This is a genomic window from Candidatus Zixiibacteriota bacterium, from assembly GCA_014728145.1.
In the GTDB taxonomy this organism is placed as follows: domain Bacteria; phylum Zixibacteria; class MSB-5A5; order JAABVY01; family JAABVY01; genus WJMC01.
This window is the reverse complement of record WJMC01000069.1, coordinates 21,766-39,069: the sequence shown is the minus strand read 5'-3', so window position 1 is coordinate 39,069 and position 17,304 is coordinate 21,766. Positions and strand designations below refer to the sequence as shown.

Below are 17,304 nucleotides of genomic sequence, written 5' to 3'. Positions count from 1 at the left end.
TGTTGGTGTTGACAGCGAGATAGAGGCTGTCGGCACGCTCGAGCTGATTATCGATTATATACGAATCCGCGATCTTCATACGCGCCCGGTCAGCCCAGCGCATTGTGCGATCTTTCTCGATCAACTGGTTGAAGTAGTATCGGGCTGAATCGGTCTGGTAGAGATGCTCCAGGAAGGTATTCCCCAAAAGGTAAATACCGTCAAACCAGCGCGGTTGATTAGACGATGTCTTTTCAATTATCGAATGATAGATCATTATAGCTGAATCAGGTCGCTCGAGGTTGAGATAGGCTTGTGCCAGGTGGATCTCGGCCATACCCTTGCTTTGCGGATTATCATAGTTGTCCAGGATATACCGGCAGGTTCTCTCGGCCATCCGAAAACGGTTCTGCGTCAGGCAGTTGTTGGCGAATGATAACAGATGACGACCGTCTTTTTCGTCCAGGCTGTCGGCAATTTTGACCGCCTCGAAAGCGCTGTCGAGATGGCCTTTTCTGAGATGAATTTCGGCGTAGAAATCGTGGGCATGAAAATCATCGGGATTATTTTCAATTATCTGCTGAAACGCGTCTTTAAGCTCGGAATAATCGTCGAGATAACTAATCAGGCTCCGTATATCCGAAATCCCGTGACGGAGGTTGGCTGTATCGGCGGTCATGAATTTATAGAATTCGAGGGTGGCGTCTTTGTAATTACGTCTCTGGCGGTAAAGCCAGCCCAGCTGTTGCGCAAACATCGATGAATCGCCGATCTGTTTCCGTCCCGCCAAAAATGTCTCCGTTGCCTGACGGTAGTATCCATTCAACTGGTAGGCCCGGGATACATTTTTATAGCCGGCCTGAGAATGCCCCATGCGCTTCAGATATTTATTATAGGCGACCGAGGCCGAATCATCCTCACCCATACGAAGAAACAGACTGCCCTTCTCTAAAGTCAGACTCTTGTCGCGCGGGAAGACCATACGGCGATGATTCAGTAATTCAAGCGCTCGTTCGTAGTCCTTGTTGTCTTTATAGAGTTTGTAAATCTCGTTTAACATACGGGGTTCCGATGGGTACAGCTTGAGAAGGTTGTCCAGAATCGAATACGCCTCCTCGGTCATCCCCTCCCCGAGGTAACGCCGGGCCATAGTCAACTGCTTGGCATGCTGGGGTTCGATCGCATGAGCGAATACCGGTACCAGCAGAGATAATAGAAGAACTACAATTACTGTGTGCGAACGCTTAATCATCGGTTATCAGACTGCATCAACGCCTTGAAATAATCTTTAACAAGGTTTTCGTATTCAGGCGGATATGTTTCCTGCATATACTTTTCGAGCTTGGCACGATACTCGGATTCGGACAGGTTGCCCTTTAAATCAAGTTCATCGGGAGATTCGCGGACCACGTCCTGGCCGGTATCGGCCTTACGCTGTTCAGAATAATCTCGTCGTTCCAATGAAAGCTGGAAGTCGAGCATACGCGAATAGATCTTTTTCTGGCGCGCCATAAGTTGCGGGCCGGTCTCACCCTTTTCGAGCGCTTCGACCACTTCCCTGATTTCACCGGACATCTTATCCAGTCGACCGAGGGCATCCTTGCGGTTGCCGAATTCGTCCACCATCTCCTGGATCCCGCGCCCGATCTGGGACTGTTCCGCGGCCAGCCTGCGAAGCTGTTCGGCCGATGGTTTACCCATGTTGTTGCCCGGATTATTGCACATATTCTGCGTCTGGCGGTTGACCTTGCTCTGGCTCTGGGACATCTTTTTCATCTTGGTGAACATCGACTGATTCTTGTTGCAACTCGAGTTACACTGCGACTGGTTGTTCAATGACTGTATCAATGTCTGCGCGGAGCGGTTGAGTGAATAAATACCCTCGTTCTGGTAGGAGGCGGCACTGCGTTGATTCGAGTTAGACATCGCCTCCACCGAACTTCTCATCGAGGACAGCGCGCGTTCCATGAAATCATCGATAGCGCTTTGCATAAAGGCCGACTGCTTGGCCATATCTACCAGTTCGTTACGTATCCGTTCGGTTTCCGAGGTCAAATTCTGCTGTTTCTGGGCCAGCTCGTTCATGCTTCCGGACAACGGCCTGAGGGGTTCTATTTCATTGTAAAGCTGTTCCTGCTCATCCGAGAGATACAGCAATTGATCGACCGCGTCGCGCATTTTCTGCACCATCTCGGCCGACATCTGGTTGGAGAACTGGGACTGGGCGTTTTTCATCTGGTCGACCAGCTTCTCCAGGTCCATCGAGGCCTGTCCGCCCTGCTGTGCCGACTGCTCTTGATCCTTCTGGCTCATCGCCTGCGAGGCCTTCTCCATCGGCACATCAGCCTGGTTGTCATTGACCGCCTGGCAAAAACTTCCAGCGCTCTGGTCGTTTTGCATCTGATTCTCCTCGAGCATTTTTTCGAGCTCTTTGGAGTGTTCTTTCAAGCGTTCAAATTCATCTTTATTAGTATCCTGACGGGGCTTGATCTTCGACAGTTGCTCCTTTTGAGCCTGGGACACATCGGCATTGATACCTTCCTGATTCTCCAGCATCTTCTCCGCCATAGCTACCATCGCCTGCATTTTCTGCTCTACCTGGAAACGCTTGAGCTGTGCGATCGAGCGCTCGATATTTTCGAGCATTTCCTCGCTCGACATCTCGAATTCCTTCATCGCCCTTTCCAGTTCGTTTTTGTCCATTTTCTCCATCGCCTCGGCCAGCTTGCGCATCGCATCCTTCATCTCGGGAGTAGCCACCTGGTCGAACAGTTTCTGCAGTTCATTGAGTTTCTGGATCATCTCGAGGCTCAGCAGGTCCTGTTTTTTGGCTTGCTCATTGAGCTTTTTGAAATCTTTGGAGACCTCCTCGAATTTTTTGATCAGCTCTTCCTGCTCAGCCTGAGTCTTCTGGATATCCTGCTTGGTTTCCCAGTCGATCTCATCGGAGAACTGCAGGTCCTCATGCAGTTTCTCGACAGCCTCTTTTATCTTCTGCTCGGTGCGCAGAGCTTCGATCATATCCGAAATCATCTCTTCACGGGCTTCCTCGATTTCTGTAAACATCTCGTTGATCGTCGGATGACGCGCGGTATATGTCCGCGAGACAGCCGACTTGGGACCGGATATATAATCGTTGTCGAAAACTTCGAAGTAGTAATCGACATAGCTTCCCGGGTAAAGCCCCTTATTGGAGAGATCCCAGAAGTATTCGATCAACTGATCGCTCTTATTCTGGTCGATTCTGAAAATCGTCGAGTCCTGGTGATGTTCCAGTGCTGAGAGATGAATTGTGTAATGCAACACCAGCTTCGAGAAACCGAAATCATCAGAAAGCGAAGCGTGCAGATCGAATGCCAGGTAATCATCCAGGTCGATATTTCCACCCGGCTTGACGATTCGAATCGAGGGTGGCAGGTCCTCCATCATCATGATTCGGTACTCGATCGGATCTGGATTACGATGGCCGATCGCATCCACCACGCTGATATGATATGACCCGTCACGATCAACCGGAAACGTCCCGGACAATTGATTGGAATCGACCTTAAGCTTTTGTGAACTGCCATTTTCGAAGACTACCTCGGCTTCAGCGACAGGCTTGTTGGCCAGCGCTTCGAGCTTGACTTCGGTGCCTTTGAGGGCCTGCACAGTGCCGTCGTTTTCATCGATCACGACCGGCGAAAGACGCGTATATTCAGGATAGAAATATGACAATTTTATATTGTTGATACGGGGTTTGTCGACCACCGCGACCTTGTACATCGGAGACCTGAGATCACCGACCTCGACAAAGTATTCGAAGTCATGACGGATTTCCTCGAATGTATAGTCAAAAATCAGTGTATCGCTGATTGTCTTCAAATTTGCGGACTGCAACTCAGGATACTCGCTGGCTTCGTTGCCCTGCTTGAATTCATTTTCCCGCCACTTCTCTGCCACTTTCCAGAAAATTTTGGCATCCTCGGGAAGCTTATGACCGAATACATAGGCGCTCACTTTCAGGTCATCGAATTTGAGCACATCGACAGACTGCGGTTCGACCACCAAATCATAAGTCAACTCTCGCGGGATTTCGGTCAGCGGGTCGGAAAAGACCTGCCACGAGGACGAGAACAAACCGGGCAATAAAACCAGCATGGCCACAGCAGCTACGACCGAGATCGCGGTCAGTCTGAGACCGGTTTTGAGATGCGGATGTCGGTAGCTGGATTTGAAATCGATTTCCCGGCTCAGTTGTTCGGCTTGTTGGATACATTGACGAATCAGTACCTGCGAATAATTTTGCTTGTTTTGCAATAATTCCTTTTCGAGCTGCAGAGCGGCAATCATTCGGTTTTTCAAGCCTGGATGTTTCCTCTCGACCAGCAGGCTTAAGGTTTCCACCCGCGGACGAAGGATAAGCGGACGGAATATAAACCAGATCATAAGCGCGAATGCGCTGATCCCGACCAGTATATCGAAAGCCGTCCTGAACCAGACCGGCAGGTAGAACAGGCCGTGAACGGCGGTGGCCACAAAAACGGATATGGCGGCCAGTGCGATCAACAGCATCAGGCCGAACATGAGCCTGATCGAAAGGATATGCCCCCCCAATTTTTTCAAACGCGTCGTCAGAAGCTGGATTTGTTTGTCTTCGGGCATATCATCCTCTTCAGTTTAAAAGTACCCAGGTTAATATATTGGCACCCATCTTAAGGGCGGCCTGGCGTTTTTCCGGTGAATCCTTGTGAACTGAAGGATCTTCCCACCCATCACCTATATCGGACTCATAGGCCAAAAGCGCCACCAGGCGACCATCCACGAACCACCCGTATGCCTGTGGAGGTTTTTTGTCGTGTTCATGGATCTTGGGCAGACCGTTGGGAAAATTATAGTAACAATTGAATATACCATGCGAAAACGGCAGTTCGACCGGTTCTGTATCCGGGAAGACCTGCTCCATCTCCTCCATAAACGATTTCCGTAAACCATAGGAATCGTTGGCGAACAGAAAACCGCCCGCTGTCAGATACAGGGCCAGCCGTTCTTCCTCTTCTACTGAAAACCGCACGGGTCCATGACCGGTCAGGTATAGAAATGGGTAGTGAAACAGCTTTTCATCGGTCAAAGTCAGCCGGACCTCCTCCGGTGCGATCTGAAGCGGAGTGTTTCTATCCACGAATTCAATCAGGTTCGGCAGAGCCGAAGGTCCCCAGTACCAGTCCCCCCCGCCAAAATATTTCAGCCGGGCGATCTGCAGACTGGAGGGTGTATCCTCCGCGCCGGACAGATCCGACATACATAATAATACGCAACAGAGACAGGTAATAACTACAATAAATCGTTCCATCATATACTCTTAAACGCTCAAGTGCCCTGAAAGTTTATGGAATCGGCAGGAAAATCAGCCAGCAATCAGATTTATTATGGATTTTAAGGATAAATCCGGATTTGTCAAGCCCGGATTGAATAAAGAGTTCCGGACAATCATCTGTTTTACATCCTGAAAGAGAAATCAATAGCTGGTGGAGTCAAGTTTCACCTTACCCCGGAAAATCCAGTAGATACTGGTCGTGTATGCGATCACCATAGGCATTCCCAGGGCGGCAATTATCAGCATGATTCCCAGCGTCTTATCCGAGGAGGCGGCATTGTAGATATTCAAACTGTTGGCGACTTCCGGATTGGAAAGAATCAGGTTCGGGTACATCCCGATCCCGAACAAGGCCAGAAGCGCTATCATCGAGGCGCAGGATGACAGAAAAGCACGAAATTCGCGCCCGTGGTGTATCTCGCGCGGGATATTGGCAACCGCCAGCATATTCAAAAGCGGTACTACGAACAACCACGGATTGGCCTTGATATTGGCCGACATATGCGGCACGTACAGGAGAGTTGCCATAGTCGTGGTGACATAGCAGATAATAAAGAAAACAATCGTATTGTTGACCCAGCCCCGGATCCGGGACTGCAGTTCGCCTTCGGTTTTCATAACCAGGTAAATCGCCCCGTGCATCATGAACAGGGCTACAGTCGTAATCCCGACCATGATGGCATAGGGATTCAACAGCGTAAAGAAATTTCCGATAAATTCACCACGGGCATCGAGCGGAATGCCCCAGGCGATATTTCCCAGCGCCACACCAATCAGAAGTGATGAGAGGATACTGGAGACCGAGAAGCTGACATCCCACAACTGCCGCCACCATTTCATCTCCTGTTTGCTCCTGAAATCAATGGCGACCGCGCGGAAGATCAACCCGACCAGCAGAAGCATCATGGCGATATAGAATCCGGAAAACGAAGTCGCATAGACCTCGGGAAACGCCGCAAAGAGAGCTCCGCCACCGGTCACCAGCCAGACTTCGTTACCGTCCCAGACCGGGCCGATTGCGTTCAACATGATCCGCCGATCCTGGTCAGTTTTTGTAAACAGGTGAAGCGCGCCGGTTCCCAGGTCGAAACCATCCAGCATGGCATACCCGGCAAACAGGATCCCGATCAATATAAACCAGACTGAATTTAAATCGAGGGCGAAATTCATGCCGCCAGTTTTCCCTCCGAAGTTTCGATCCCCTCGGGACCTTTCTGGATTTTCTCATTGAGAAGATAGATGAACAGCGCAAAAAGCAAGGTGTAAATTAGCATAAACAGGATCAGAGAAAAGATTACATGCCCCGCTCCGATCGAAACCGAGACCGCATCCTCGGTGCGCAAAAGCCCGTATACCGCCCAGGGTTGTCGTCCGACTTCGGCCGAAAACCATCCCAGCTGATTGGCAAGCTGTGGCAGAAGAACAGAGAACACAAGTACTGTCAGAAACCAGCGGGTGGTAAACAGGCTGCCCAGCTTCCATTTCACCGCCGCCATAAGCGAAATCAGGATCAAGAGCATACCGATCGCCACCATCAGGTGGTAGGACTGGAAGACGATATTGACCGGAGGCCTGTCCTCCTCAGCGAAGGCATTCAACCCGGTCACCGGTGCCTCGCTGTCCCAGTGCACCAGAAAACTCAGAAATCCCGGAATCTCAAACCCGGTGGTTTTCTGATTCTCTTCATCGACCCACCCGAACAGGTACAATCCGGCCGGAGCCTCAGCCGGGAAATGTCCCTCGTAGGCGGCTAATTTAGCCGGCTGGGTACGTGCTACCGTATGGGCCGAGGAATGACCGGTCACGAGCTGTAATAATGATGATACCACGGCTATCACGACCGCTATCTTCATGGAAGCTTTGGCGAACTCGCGATGCTTGTTGCGTAGCAGGTAAAATGCTGACACCGACAGGACGAAAAAAGCCCCCGCCTGCCAGCATCCCATGAAAACATGGCTGATACGGTCCAGAAACGAGGGGTTAAAGAGAACCTGCCAGAAATCGAGGATCTCGGCCCGGGCCGTATCGCCGGTACCGACAATATGATGCCCGGCCGGGGTCTGTTGCCAGCTGTTGGCGACCACGATCCAGATGGCAGAAAAATGCGCCCCGAACGCCACCAGCACAGTTGCAATGAAATGCATTCTCTTCGACACCTTGTCCCAGCCGAACAGCAGGATCGCCAAAAACCCGGATTCCAGGAAAAAGGCGAAAATTCCCTCAGCCGCCAGAGCGCTTCCAAAAACATCGCCGACATAGCGCGAATAAGTGGCCCAGTTGGTACCGAACTGGAATTCCATGACGATACCGGTGGCCACACCCAGGGCAAATATCAAGCCGAAAATCTTGACCCAGAAACGGGTCATGCTGTGGTAGAGTTCGTTTTTTGTCTTGAGATAAGTGCCCTCCATTATAACCAGAAAAAGCCCCAGTCCTATGGAAAGCGGTGGGAACAAATAATGAAATCCGACAGTCAGGCCAAACTGAACTCGTGATAATAGTTCCAGATCCATCAGTATGCTCGCCTTAACTTACATGGTGCATCCGTCAGCTTTGAAAAGATTACAACTGTTGAGTAAAGCGGTCAAGAAAAAACCTCACCAATCTTTTTTTCACAACCTGTAAACTCTATACGCTGGTCGAATTTAAAATATTGGATATAAATTCACAGGCCGCGAAATCAGCAATAATAAACAATCACGAGGGTTTGTGGCATCTTAACTGTCGCTGAAAGTCGGCGGATACACATCCGAAATTGATGACCCGCTCGTATGCAGATGAATAGTTTGATGCTATCATTTTTATACTGTTTTTCAGATACTAACCTGAATGAGATGGACCACCCCCGCCAGTTATCTGAAAAAAATTGATTAGATCAAATCAACCGTGAATGATTGAAATCCACTGAAACAGGAATTTGTGTGAATTTAGTCTAAGGCCTTAATGCAAGCAGATTAAACTAATGGCTATTCCACTCGAATCCGGTAGTTTTCTCGATTGCCCAATCAAGGGCCACAGCACCATTACCGCAATTCGTCAACCCGCAGAAAGCTGCGTTGAGAGGCGGAAATACTATCAACCTGGCGAAAAACGTACCGCCGCTTCCATCAGCAATGCTTAGTAGATCACCCTCTACCGGCACTACCGCCCATCCATAACCGTAGGAAGCATCCGCGTCGCTTTTCAAACCGATATACATTTCCCTCATTTTAGCGGTTACCTGAATACTGTGAATAGTTTTATAACTCGCTCTCGAAAGCAATTTCCCTTCTCCTTTTAGACCAAGAAGGTTCTCCTGAACATAAAGGGCAAGATCGCTGATACTGCAATGGACGCCCCCGGAAGGATTCATCCAAAATGGCAGAACATAATCTTCTTGTAGCGACTGCGCTTTGGGTTTTGAATAATGACCCTGTTCGGGTGGATAATGGCCGCGCGGCTGGTTCAAATCTGCAGGTGATGCAGGCCATCCGCCAACTTTTGTTTCGAACATCTCCAGAGGGTCAAGAATTTTATGCCTTAAAGCCGATTCATACGAGCTTCCGGTGATTTTGTCTATTATCAAACCGGCGATTGCCCAGCCGGCATTGGAATATACAGCTTTGGTTCTGGGTTTTACGAATGGTTTCGCACTTAGCAGAACTTTTGCCATCTCAAGCCTTTGCTGAACAGGATCGGCGAAGCCCAAAGGTATCTCTTTCCAGATTTTTTCGGTCAGCTCCGGGTCATCCTGACCAAATTGCTGAAATGGTACGATCCCCGCCCGATTGACCAGCAGATCGTGCAGACTTACTTGTTTGTATTCATTCCGCATTTCAATCTCCGGCAAGAGCCGATCGAGGGTCATTTCCCAGCTCAAACTACCGTCTTCAACCAATGCCGAAAGAAGCATCGCGGTCATCGATTTTGTGGTTGAGCCGATATGAAAACGACTGGAAATGTCTACTGAAGTATTCATTCCGTATTCACAAACACCGCTTGCCGCCTTCGCTATTATATCAGAACCGACTATTATCGCGACGGACATGGCAGGTTGATCGAACTCGTCACAAATCTGCCCTAAAACCTCCGTCAATTCCTCATCACTTCCTACAACGGGTTGCCAGTTCCAATCAGAAGTTGAACCTGCTGAGGTAAACAGAGATGATATTTTAGCAGACAGCGCTCCAATCAATTCTTTAATCATGAATCAAACCCAAATACCTTTTAAGTGATTGAACTGTGAAAATCGCTTATAGAATTGAGATATTCTTACTGCTGGTTTTCGAAATTTCACCCGGATAGATGCTTACATTCAGGTTGTACGTTCTCCCGGTATCGGAATCACACTGTTTGAACTCATTTGCCAGACCCCTGAGCCTGCGCACGAACAAATTGAAATCGGCCTGGCTGAGTCTGGCACTGTTTAAGATCGACAGAACATCTGCTGAATCCTGTTTTTTAATTCGACCCATAGCTTCTATGAGATCAGCCTTTAAAACAGAGAGGGCAAGATGAACTTTATCCACCTGTTTTCTCCGGGTTGTGTTTACCACGAAATCAATTGCCGAAGCGCGATAATACTTCTCTATGTTCTTTCCGATATCCCGCTTCTCTACCAGCCTAATAAGACCGGCTTTTTGAAGAAGCTTAAAATGATGAGTCAGGTTGGCTGGATGAACTCCAAGTTTTCTGGCAACCTGTGAGACAGTCATTTTCAGTTCAGCGAGCATTTGAACAATAACGATTCTGGTCGGATGAACATACGCCTTGACCTGCTGCTCCTCACTTAAAACCATTACTTCTTGTATTTGCCTGTCATTAGTCATATTTCTAATATAGAAATAACCCTATCATTGTCAATAGGAATCTTTAGGCATTTATCATATAGAGTTGAATTCTCAAAAAAAAGGCCTCCGCATATGCGGAGGCTCGTTATCTCAATTTTGCAGTTTCTTATTTAAAGCGTTTGGGGGCCAGGTTTTCCCAGACCACGATCAGTGGCGAGGCCACAAAGACCGAGGAATAGGTACCCACGATAATTCCGAAGATCAAGGTCAGAGCGAAATCATGAACCACCTCACCGCCAAATATGAACAGTACGGTTACCACCGATAACGTTGTAATCGAAGTCACCAGAGTACGGCTCAGGACCTCGTTGATCGAGAGGTTGACGGTGGAGACGAAATCGCCTTTGCGGCGGAAGGTTTTGAGGTTTTCACGAATCCTGTCGAAAACCACCACCGTATCGGTCAATGAGTAACCTGCAAGTGTCAAAAGCGCGGTAACGAGCAGGATACTGACCTCGCGACCCAGAAGGAACATGATTCCCAGCACCAGTAATACATCATGGAAGGTCGTAAACGTCGCGGCCACACCGAAGCGAAAATCGAAACGGATCCAGATATACATGAGGATTCCGATCACCGCCGCGATCACCATCCAGGCCGCCTGGTCCTTGAGCTCACGACCGATCGAGGGATCGGTGATATTCGAATACAGCATATGGAAATCGTTGCCCGGGAATTTGTCGTTAATAACCGAGAGGATTTTCTCGCCGACTCTTTCAGACAGGGTGGATTCAGCCACAAGAGCAGTGTCGGTCACCTCGCCGGTTTCGATATCGGCCTCAGTCACGGTGCCGGACTTAATCTTGATCAAAAAGGCGGTCGTATCCGATATCTGGTAGGTCTGGATGCGGGCCCCGGTCAAACCCTCGTCTGTCAGCGCGGTGCGCAGTTCTTCGGTCGTTATCGGTTTTTCAAAAATGCCGGCCATTTCGGTACCACCCGAGAAATCGATGCCGAAATTGGCTTTCTCCAATAGGATCATGGAGAAGGCGAACAGGCCGACCAGAAGCAGTATGCCGGAAACCACGAAGGAATACCGGCGTTGGCTGATGAAATCTATATTAGTTTTACCAATTATCCTGAACATGGCCGACTCCTTTAAATACTCAGCTTCTTGTAGGTTTTACGGAATTCAAAGATAGTACGAGTAACCACCAGGGCCGAGAAAAGCGAGATCAAAATACCGATCGAAAGAGTAACGGCAAATCCCTTGACCGGCCCGGAACCGATATAGTAAAGCAGAGTTGCTACAATCAGCGTAGTGATGTTCGAGTCGATAATCGCCACCGTGGCGCGGGCATAACCGGCATCGATAGCCGCACGGACAGTCTTGCCGGTACGGATCTCCTCACGGATACGCTCGAAAATCAGCACCGCGGCATCGACCGAAATACCGACCAGGAGCACGATACCAGCCACCCCCGGGACTGTAAGAGTGGCATTCAGTATGACCATCACCGCCATCAGTACGAACAAGTTGAAAAGCAGGGCGATGACCGCCACGATTCCGGAGGCGCGGTAATAAAACAGCATGAATATCGCTACCAGAATGATACCTACCATCGAGGCGGTGATACCCTTGCGGATCGAATCTTTACCCAGAGAAGGACCAATAATGACATCCTCTTTGACGATCAGGCGAGTCGGCAGGGCACCTGACTTGAGCACGTTGGCCAGTTGCTGACCCTCCAAAAAGGTAGCGCCGGACCGCATTGTGATACGGCCGCTGGTTGTAATCTGATTCTGAATAGTGGGAGCCGATTCCACCCGACCGTCGAGCACGATCGAAAGTGGTTTCTGGAGGTTGTTGCCGGTCACCGATGCCCATTTGGCACGATAATTCGATTTTATATCGAAGACTACTTCGGGATTACGGAACTGGTCGAACGACGGTTGAATTCCCTCGATCGACTCACCGGTCAGCACGACTTCCTTTTTGACCAGGTAGAGGCGGTCATAGAATATACCGTTGAATTCCTCAGGTCCGGTCGAAAACAGAAATTCTGAATTATCCGGGATGATCTCCTGAACCTCGGGCAGGTTCAGAATCTTCTGCACCCGGTCTTTATTACCTTTAATATAAAATGAGGAACGGTCAGCATTCATCAGGTAAGCAGACAGCGAAGTTTCGGCAAACGAAGGATCCTCTTCGATATCCTCAGCCTCGGCCTCTTCGACATCCGCCAGCTCCGGTTCCTGCTCTACCTCCGGCAGGGTGTCCTCGAGCTCGATTTCTTCCTCGCCCGCGGCAGTATCAGTGCCGGCAGTATCGAGATCGATTTCGGGCTCTTCAGCGGAAGTGTCGGTCAGGCTCTGATCCGGCATCTGGTCGCTGTACTTAGAGGCCAGATAAGAGTCTATTTTTTCGATTGTCTGCTGGGTGACAGTGGGTGTTTCCAGAAAACGGAACTCCAGCTTGGCTATCTGGGAGATCTGTTTTTTAGCGCTGGCGACCGAAAAAGAATCGATGCCGGGTATCTCTACCACGATCTGGTTGTTCTTGCGCTTGCGGATCTCCGGCTCTGTCAAGCCCATACCATTGATACGGTTGGAGATAATCACCAGGGCCTGATCGGCGACATTGGAGGCCGCCTGGCTCTGAGCATTGGCGACTTCCGGTTCGAGCACCAGCCTGAGGCCACCCTGGAGATCGAGCCCCAGCTTGATCGAACTTCGGATCAGCTCATTGTAAGACTGCCTGTCGGTCTCTTTCATACGGGCCAGTTCATCCTCGCCGGTAACCATCAACCGAATCGTAGGCAATAAAAAGTACAACGCAGCCACCACAATTACCAGTATGGCCACGATTCGTATCGTTTCAGTTTTTCGCATTCAGATCCGTTCCTCCTCAATCATCAATTTATCAAAAATTAGTCCCACAATATAGTATGAAAACAGATGTTGTCAACGAAAATATGGCCACCCGCGACAACTATAACTCACCTGAAAGTAATAAATTGCCCGGTAATGTTTTACAAATATTTTAAAAAACTGAAACAAATGCCTTTTTCAAGCGATAATAAACAAGGTATAATGTATCCTGAAACGACAAAAGTTCTTTCAGGATAATCGTCTCTGATCCGAGGCCGGACAAATCCGGCTTGCGGGTCTGTCTATTTATTTTCTGGAGCAAGCGATGTTAAATAGAATAATATTGATAGTATTTGTACTGCTGGTGATCATTTCGGCTGTTTACGCCCTGCGCGACAGCAAGGAGTTTACCACATCCTCCGAGCAAGCCTACGAACTGTTTCTCGAGAGTCGTGATCTTTTAGGCAAACTCTATATCCGCGAAGGAATTGAAAGGCTTCAGGAAGCAGTCGAGCTGGATTCTAATTTTGCTATGGCGCATGTCTACCTGGCTGAACAGCTGGCGCGCTATGGTGAAAATGAAGCCAGCGATTTTCACCTCAAACAGGCCCTGCAGGAATACGATAACCTCAAAAAACACGAGAAACTGTACATCGATTTCAGGCGATTGATCAACGAGGGAAAGCCTGATTCCGCTATTACTGTCCTTCAGAGATATGTTGAGGAATTTCCAAATCGCACCGACGGTCACCTGGCATTAGGTACAATCGCCTGGGAGCAGGGTGAGATCGAAAAGGCGATCAGCGAGTTCGAAAAAATCGTCGAAATCGAACCGGATTTTGCCCCGGTTTACAATAACCTCGGGTATCTGGAATTCGGTCGTGGTAACTACGATACCGCTCTCAGGTATTTCGAACGCTATCGCGAATTACTTCCTGACCAGGCCAACCCCCATGACTCAAAGGGAGAGATTCTGATGGCGATCGGTCGCTACGAAGAAGCCCTGGAAGCTTTCAAAACCGCCCACCAGATTGAACCCCGTTTCTCGTTTGTGCTTTATCACATGGCCTACGCTTATTCCGGCCTGGGGCAGTTTATCAAGGCTCATCAGTCGCTGGACAGGATTCGGCAACTCTGTCAGGACTACCGCGAAAAGCGCGAGCTTTTGATCAACCGCGGTCGTACCTACTGGAACCAGGGTGATCTCGAGATGGCACACCAGATTGCCGACAGCCTTATGCAACTGGGCTATGCCCGTCCGGACACAAATGCCCTTATCTGGGGGGCGATGGGACATGCCATTACCTATGCGGAAGAAGACCTCGAACTGGCCCGTATTTACCTCGACAGCGCCAGGGGTTTAATCGAGATCAGCCAATCTGGAGAAAAAGGGAATTCGCTGGTCGATGAGAAGTTGATCTGGGTAGTTTTTGCCAATGCTCAGATAAACCGTTTCAGTGAGGACTATGACAGCCTGCTTGAGCTTGAGGAAGTCGTACAAAACAAGCGTTTCTGGCGCCCCGATATGACCATCCATTTCAGGAATTTGCTGGCTGTCGGCAAATACTATACAGGCTCCAAAAAGGAAGCTTTCGATCTGATTGAAAAAAGCCTCGAGATAAATCCCAACCATATCCACAGTCTCTACATATCGGCTCTTTTGCATCGCGGAGAGGGAGATACTGAAACCGCTTTAAGACGGATGGAAAGAATCCTTGAGATCAACCGCAAGGCCGACTCGACCTATTACCGGATCAACCGCATCAAAGAAAAGTATGAAAAGCTGGCACGCGAAAACCAGGCGGCCTGAAAACTCCGCTTATCGTAAGCGAGACGGGAACAAAACCGGCTGAAAAGTGTATCTTTTTTTGAAGATTTTGCTTTGCAAACGGGGAATTTAGTTTATTTTAACCGCCTATGCTCAACCGACTTCACATACAGGTAATTATTCTGGTCATCGCCGGACTGCTTCTGGGTGTTATAAATAACACTATATCATCGAACAGGATACCCTGGGTTCAGTACTACCAGGATCTAACCGACATCAGCGACAGCGATACCCTCTGGTACCCGTTTTCATGGGAGCCCGGTATGGATACCGTCTTTAACCTGTTCAACACCGAGAAAGCTTATAAAGCCTATCTAACCGGCGACTACCTGTTTTTGGACGCCCGTTCCCCGGAGGAATACGAGGATGGCCACGTGGAAAGCGCGATCAACTTCTTTTTCGAGGGTGATGACGCCACATTCGAACAGCATCTGGCTCAGTTTGAGGAACTTGCCACGGATACGACACACCTGGTAACTTATTGTTCAGGTACTGAATGTGATGCCTCCCTGATGCTGGCGCGCTACCTGTATTACAACATGGGTTATAAAAACATATCGATATATTTTGGCGGATGGAAATTCTGGCAGGATAACCAGCTCCCGGTTGGTACCGGCGACAACCCCGAAGAGACAGCTTTACCATGATGAACTCATCATCACGCAGTTTCCTGGCAAACGAATGGTTAGTGCTTGCAACCCGGCTGATTATGGGTGCGATTTTCCTGTATGCCGCCTGGGACAAGTTCTTGCATCCGCGCGAATTCGCGATCACAGTCGCCGCCTACAAGATCCTGCCCTGGCAGTTGATCAATATCACTGCCGTACTGCTCCCCAGCCTGGAACTTGTGATCGGCCTCGCGCTAATAATCGGGCTGTTTCCGCGGGGTTCAGCTTTTATCATGTTTGTCCTGATGCTGATCTTCATAGCCGCTTTTGTAATCGCCATGGCGATGGGGGTGAACCTGCAGGACTGCGGATGCTTCTCCAACACCCACGATATCGAGGCCAGCTCCAAGGGCTCCAGCTACACCTGGATATATCTATTGCGGGATCTGGGCTTTTTGCTTCTGCTTTTGCATCAGATAGCGTACGGGAAACGCCAGGTGCTGGCAGTCCAGAATCATCTCCCCGGATAGTAATTTCTATTTCTCGAGCTTAAATCTCCAGTGACAGAAACACTCGCCGTTGTATTCATCCGGCACACAGCGGACACACTCAGTTTCGATCCGTTCATCGATGGTTTCCGCGAAGGTAGTATACTCCACGATTCCAACTGATTTGCATGGAAAAAGTGACATCTGCTTGCGCTGTCGGGCTGACTGTACCCGGCAGTCGACCATCCTGAGCTCGAGCGTATTGACATCGATGAATTCAATTGATTGCTTGTTGATGAAGGCATACAGCCTGAGCTTGAGGGCTTCGGCCAGACCCTCAAGGCCGGCCTTGTCTTTGAGTTTCAGGATTTTCTTGATCCGCTTGGCTTCAATCGGAGAGAATCTCCGCCAGGCCTCGGTATCCAGTTTCATCGCGGTCTCGAGGTCGAATTCTTTTTCCGCCGCCTGAAACCAGAGACCGTCGTGAGCCAGCCAGCGCTTGGCGAAATCGGACAGCAATGATCGCAGATCATCACTATCAAGCTGTTCTACATTGATAGGTTCCCGCATATATTCTCCCGGTATCGAATCTATTTCTTCACTCGCACTTTTGTAATCGGGACCGTGTAATTCAAATCAATTTCTTCACCTTTTGCACTCACAGTCACGGCACCATATTCGAGCTTGTTGTTGTCGACCACATTGAAATCATAGACCAGTTTTGTAGTCTCACCCGGCTTGAGGCTGTTGCCTTTCAGTTCAGGATGACCGAGCGGTTCATAATAACCTGCAATTTCAAGTTCGAGGGTTTCATCTGAGTTGTTTTTGAGAGTTACCTCGGATTTGCCGCGATGCTTCATATCGCGCGGAGCGTATTCGATTGTGCGAGGCTCAGAAGTCAATGGCGGAGTTCTCTGGGTCGGAGTTTCAACCCAGGCCTGGATCACGATCCTGAACAGTCCGCGGGGTTCCATATCGGTAGTTACATTGACGAATTTTTCCTGCTTGCCGGTACGCCTGCCGCTTTTGAAGGTAACTTCCATGACAGTAGAATCACCGGGTGCAATTTTGTTTTCATCAACCGGCGCTGTGGTACATCCGCAGTTGGACTTGATCTCGGTGATATTGACTTCCGCATCGCCCACGTTCTTGAGCATGAAATTATGCACCACGCGGCTTTCCTGCGGAACCAGACCGAAATCGAAGATCCTTTCTCTCATGTCCAGTTTTCCACCGCTTTTAGCCTGTGAAAATGCGACCGTGGTGAAACAGATCAGGATGACCGCCAGAAACGTAACTGGTTTGACAAGCTTTGACATTCTATCTCCTTTGTTACATTGACTATAACAGTTTACAGGGCAACACTCCCTGCGATTCAGAATTTCTAAATATATTTATTTTTTGC

Annotated in this window: 14 protein-coding genes; 3 read left to right on the top strand and 11 right to left on the bottom strand. The window is 49.3% G+C overall.

All coding sequences use genetic code 11. The features are described from left to right. The 9 genes from GF404_04350 to secD form a co-directional block, all read right to left on the bottom strand. Window positions 1-1,231, bottom strand: a 1,231-nt coding sequence (locus tag GF404_04350) for a tetratricopeptide repeat protein (protein ID MBD3381410.1), incomplete at its 3' end; no start/stop codon positions are given. Then, window positions 1,228-4,623 carry a hypothetical protein gene (locus GF404_04345; protein MBD3381409.1) on the bottom strand — a complete coding sequence of 1,132 codons (3,396 nt, stop codon included), beginning with the start codon at window positions 4,621-4,623 and terminating at the stop codon, window positions 1,228-1,230. The genes GF404_04345 and GF404_04350, both read right to left, overlap by 4 nt. Before the next feature lie 10 nt (window positions 4,624-4,633). Next, on the bottom strand, window positions 4,634-5,311 hold the full coding sequence (locus GF404_04340) for a DUF4159 domain-containing protein (GenBank protein ID MBD3381408.1): 678 nt from the start codon (window positions 5,309-5,311) through the stop codon (window positions 4,634-4,636). Between the two features lie 165 nt (window positions 5,312-5,476). Further along, complete coding sequence (gene cydB, locus GF404_04335; protein MBD3381407.1) at window positions 5,477-6,505, bottom strand: cytochrome d ubiquinol oxidase subunit II; 1,029 nt, start codon at window positions 6,503-6,505, stop codon at window positions 5,477-5,479. Then, on the bottom strand, window positions 6,502-7,848 hold the full coding sequence (locus tag GF404_04330; GenBank protein MBD3381406.1) for a cytochrome ubiquinol oxidase subunit I: 1,347 nt from the start codon (window positions 7,846-7,848) through the stop codon (window positions 6,502-6,504). The genes cydB and GF404_04330 overlap by 4 nt, the downstream gene beginning before the upstream one ends. A 446-nt stretch (window positions 7,849-8,294) precedes the next feature. After that, entirely contained in the window at window positions 8,295-9,521 is a 1,227-nt protein-coding gene (locus GF404_04325; protein ID MBD3381405.1) for a serine hydrolase, read from the bottom strand. A 46-nt stretch (window positions 9,522-9,567) separates the two neighbouring features. Next, window positions 9,568-10,143: a helix-turn-helix domain-containing protein gene (locus GF404_04320; protein MBD3381404.1), complete on the bottom strand. Its 576-nt coding sequence runs from the start codon at window positions 10,141-10,143 to the stop codon at window positions 9,568-9,570. Window positions 10,144-10,270: 127 nt separating this feature from the next. Then, window positions 10,271-11,251 (bottom strand): protein translocase subunit SecF, encoded by a 981-nt coding sequence (gene secF, locus GF404_04315; protein ID MBD3381403.1) that lies wholly within the window; start codon window positions 11,249-11,251, stop codon window positions 10,271-10,273. Between the two features lie 11 nt (window positions 11,252-11,262). Next, window positions 11,263-12,996, bottom strand: coding sequence for a protein translocase subunit SecD (gene secD, locus GF404_04310; protein ID MBD3381402.1), 1,734 nt, complete (start codon window positions 12,994-12,996; stop codon window positions 11,263-11,265). Window positions 12,997-13,300: 304 nt separating this feature from the next. Here secD and GF404_04305 point away from each other — a divergent pair, with 304 nt between their 5' ends. The 3 genes from GF404_04305 (at window position 13,301) to GF404_04295 (ending at window position 15,941) form a co-directional block, all read left to right on the top strand. Continuing rightward, complete coding sequence (locus GF404_04305) at window positions 13,301-14,785, top strand: tetratricopeptide repeat protein (GenBank protein MBD3381401.1); 1,485 nt, start codon at window positions 13,301-13,303, stop codon at window positions 14,783-14,785. A gap of 107 nt (window positions 14,786-14,892) precedes the next feature. Then, window positions 14,893-15,450 carry a hypothetical protein gene (locus GF404_04300; protein ID MBD3381400.1) on the top strand — a complete coding sequence of 186 codons (558 nt, stop codon included), beginning with the start codon at window positions 14,893-14,895 and terminating at the stop codon, window positions 15,448-15,450. Then, entirely contained in the window at window positions 15,447-15,941 is a 495-nt protein-coding gene (locus GF404_04295; protein MBD3381399.1) for a DoxX family membrane protein, read from the top strand. Before GF404_04300 ends, GF404_04295 begins: the two co-directional genes overlap by 4 nt. Window positions 15,942-15,947: 6 nt before the next feature. Here the strand turns inward: GF404_04295 and GF404_04290 are convergent, their stop codons facing one another. Together GF404_04290 and GF404_04285 are read right to left on the bottom strand one after the other, a co-directional pair. Then, window positions 15,948-16,469 (bottom strand): hypothetical protein, encoded by a 522-nt coding sequence (locus tag GF404_04290; protein ID MBD3381398.1) that lies wholly within the window; start codon window positions 16,467-16,469, stop codon window positions 15,948-15,950. 20 nt (window positions 16,470-16,489) lie between these two features. Next, window positions 16,490-17,218, bottom strand: coding sequence for a DUF1573 domain-containing protein (locus GF404_04285; GenBank protein ID MBD3381397.1), 729 nt, complete (start codon window positions 17,216-17,218; stop codon window positions 16,490-16,492). Window positions 17,219-17,304 lie beyond the last annotated feature (86 nt).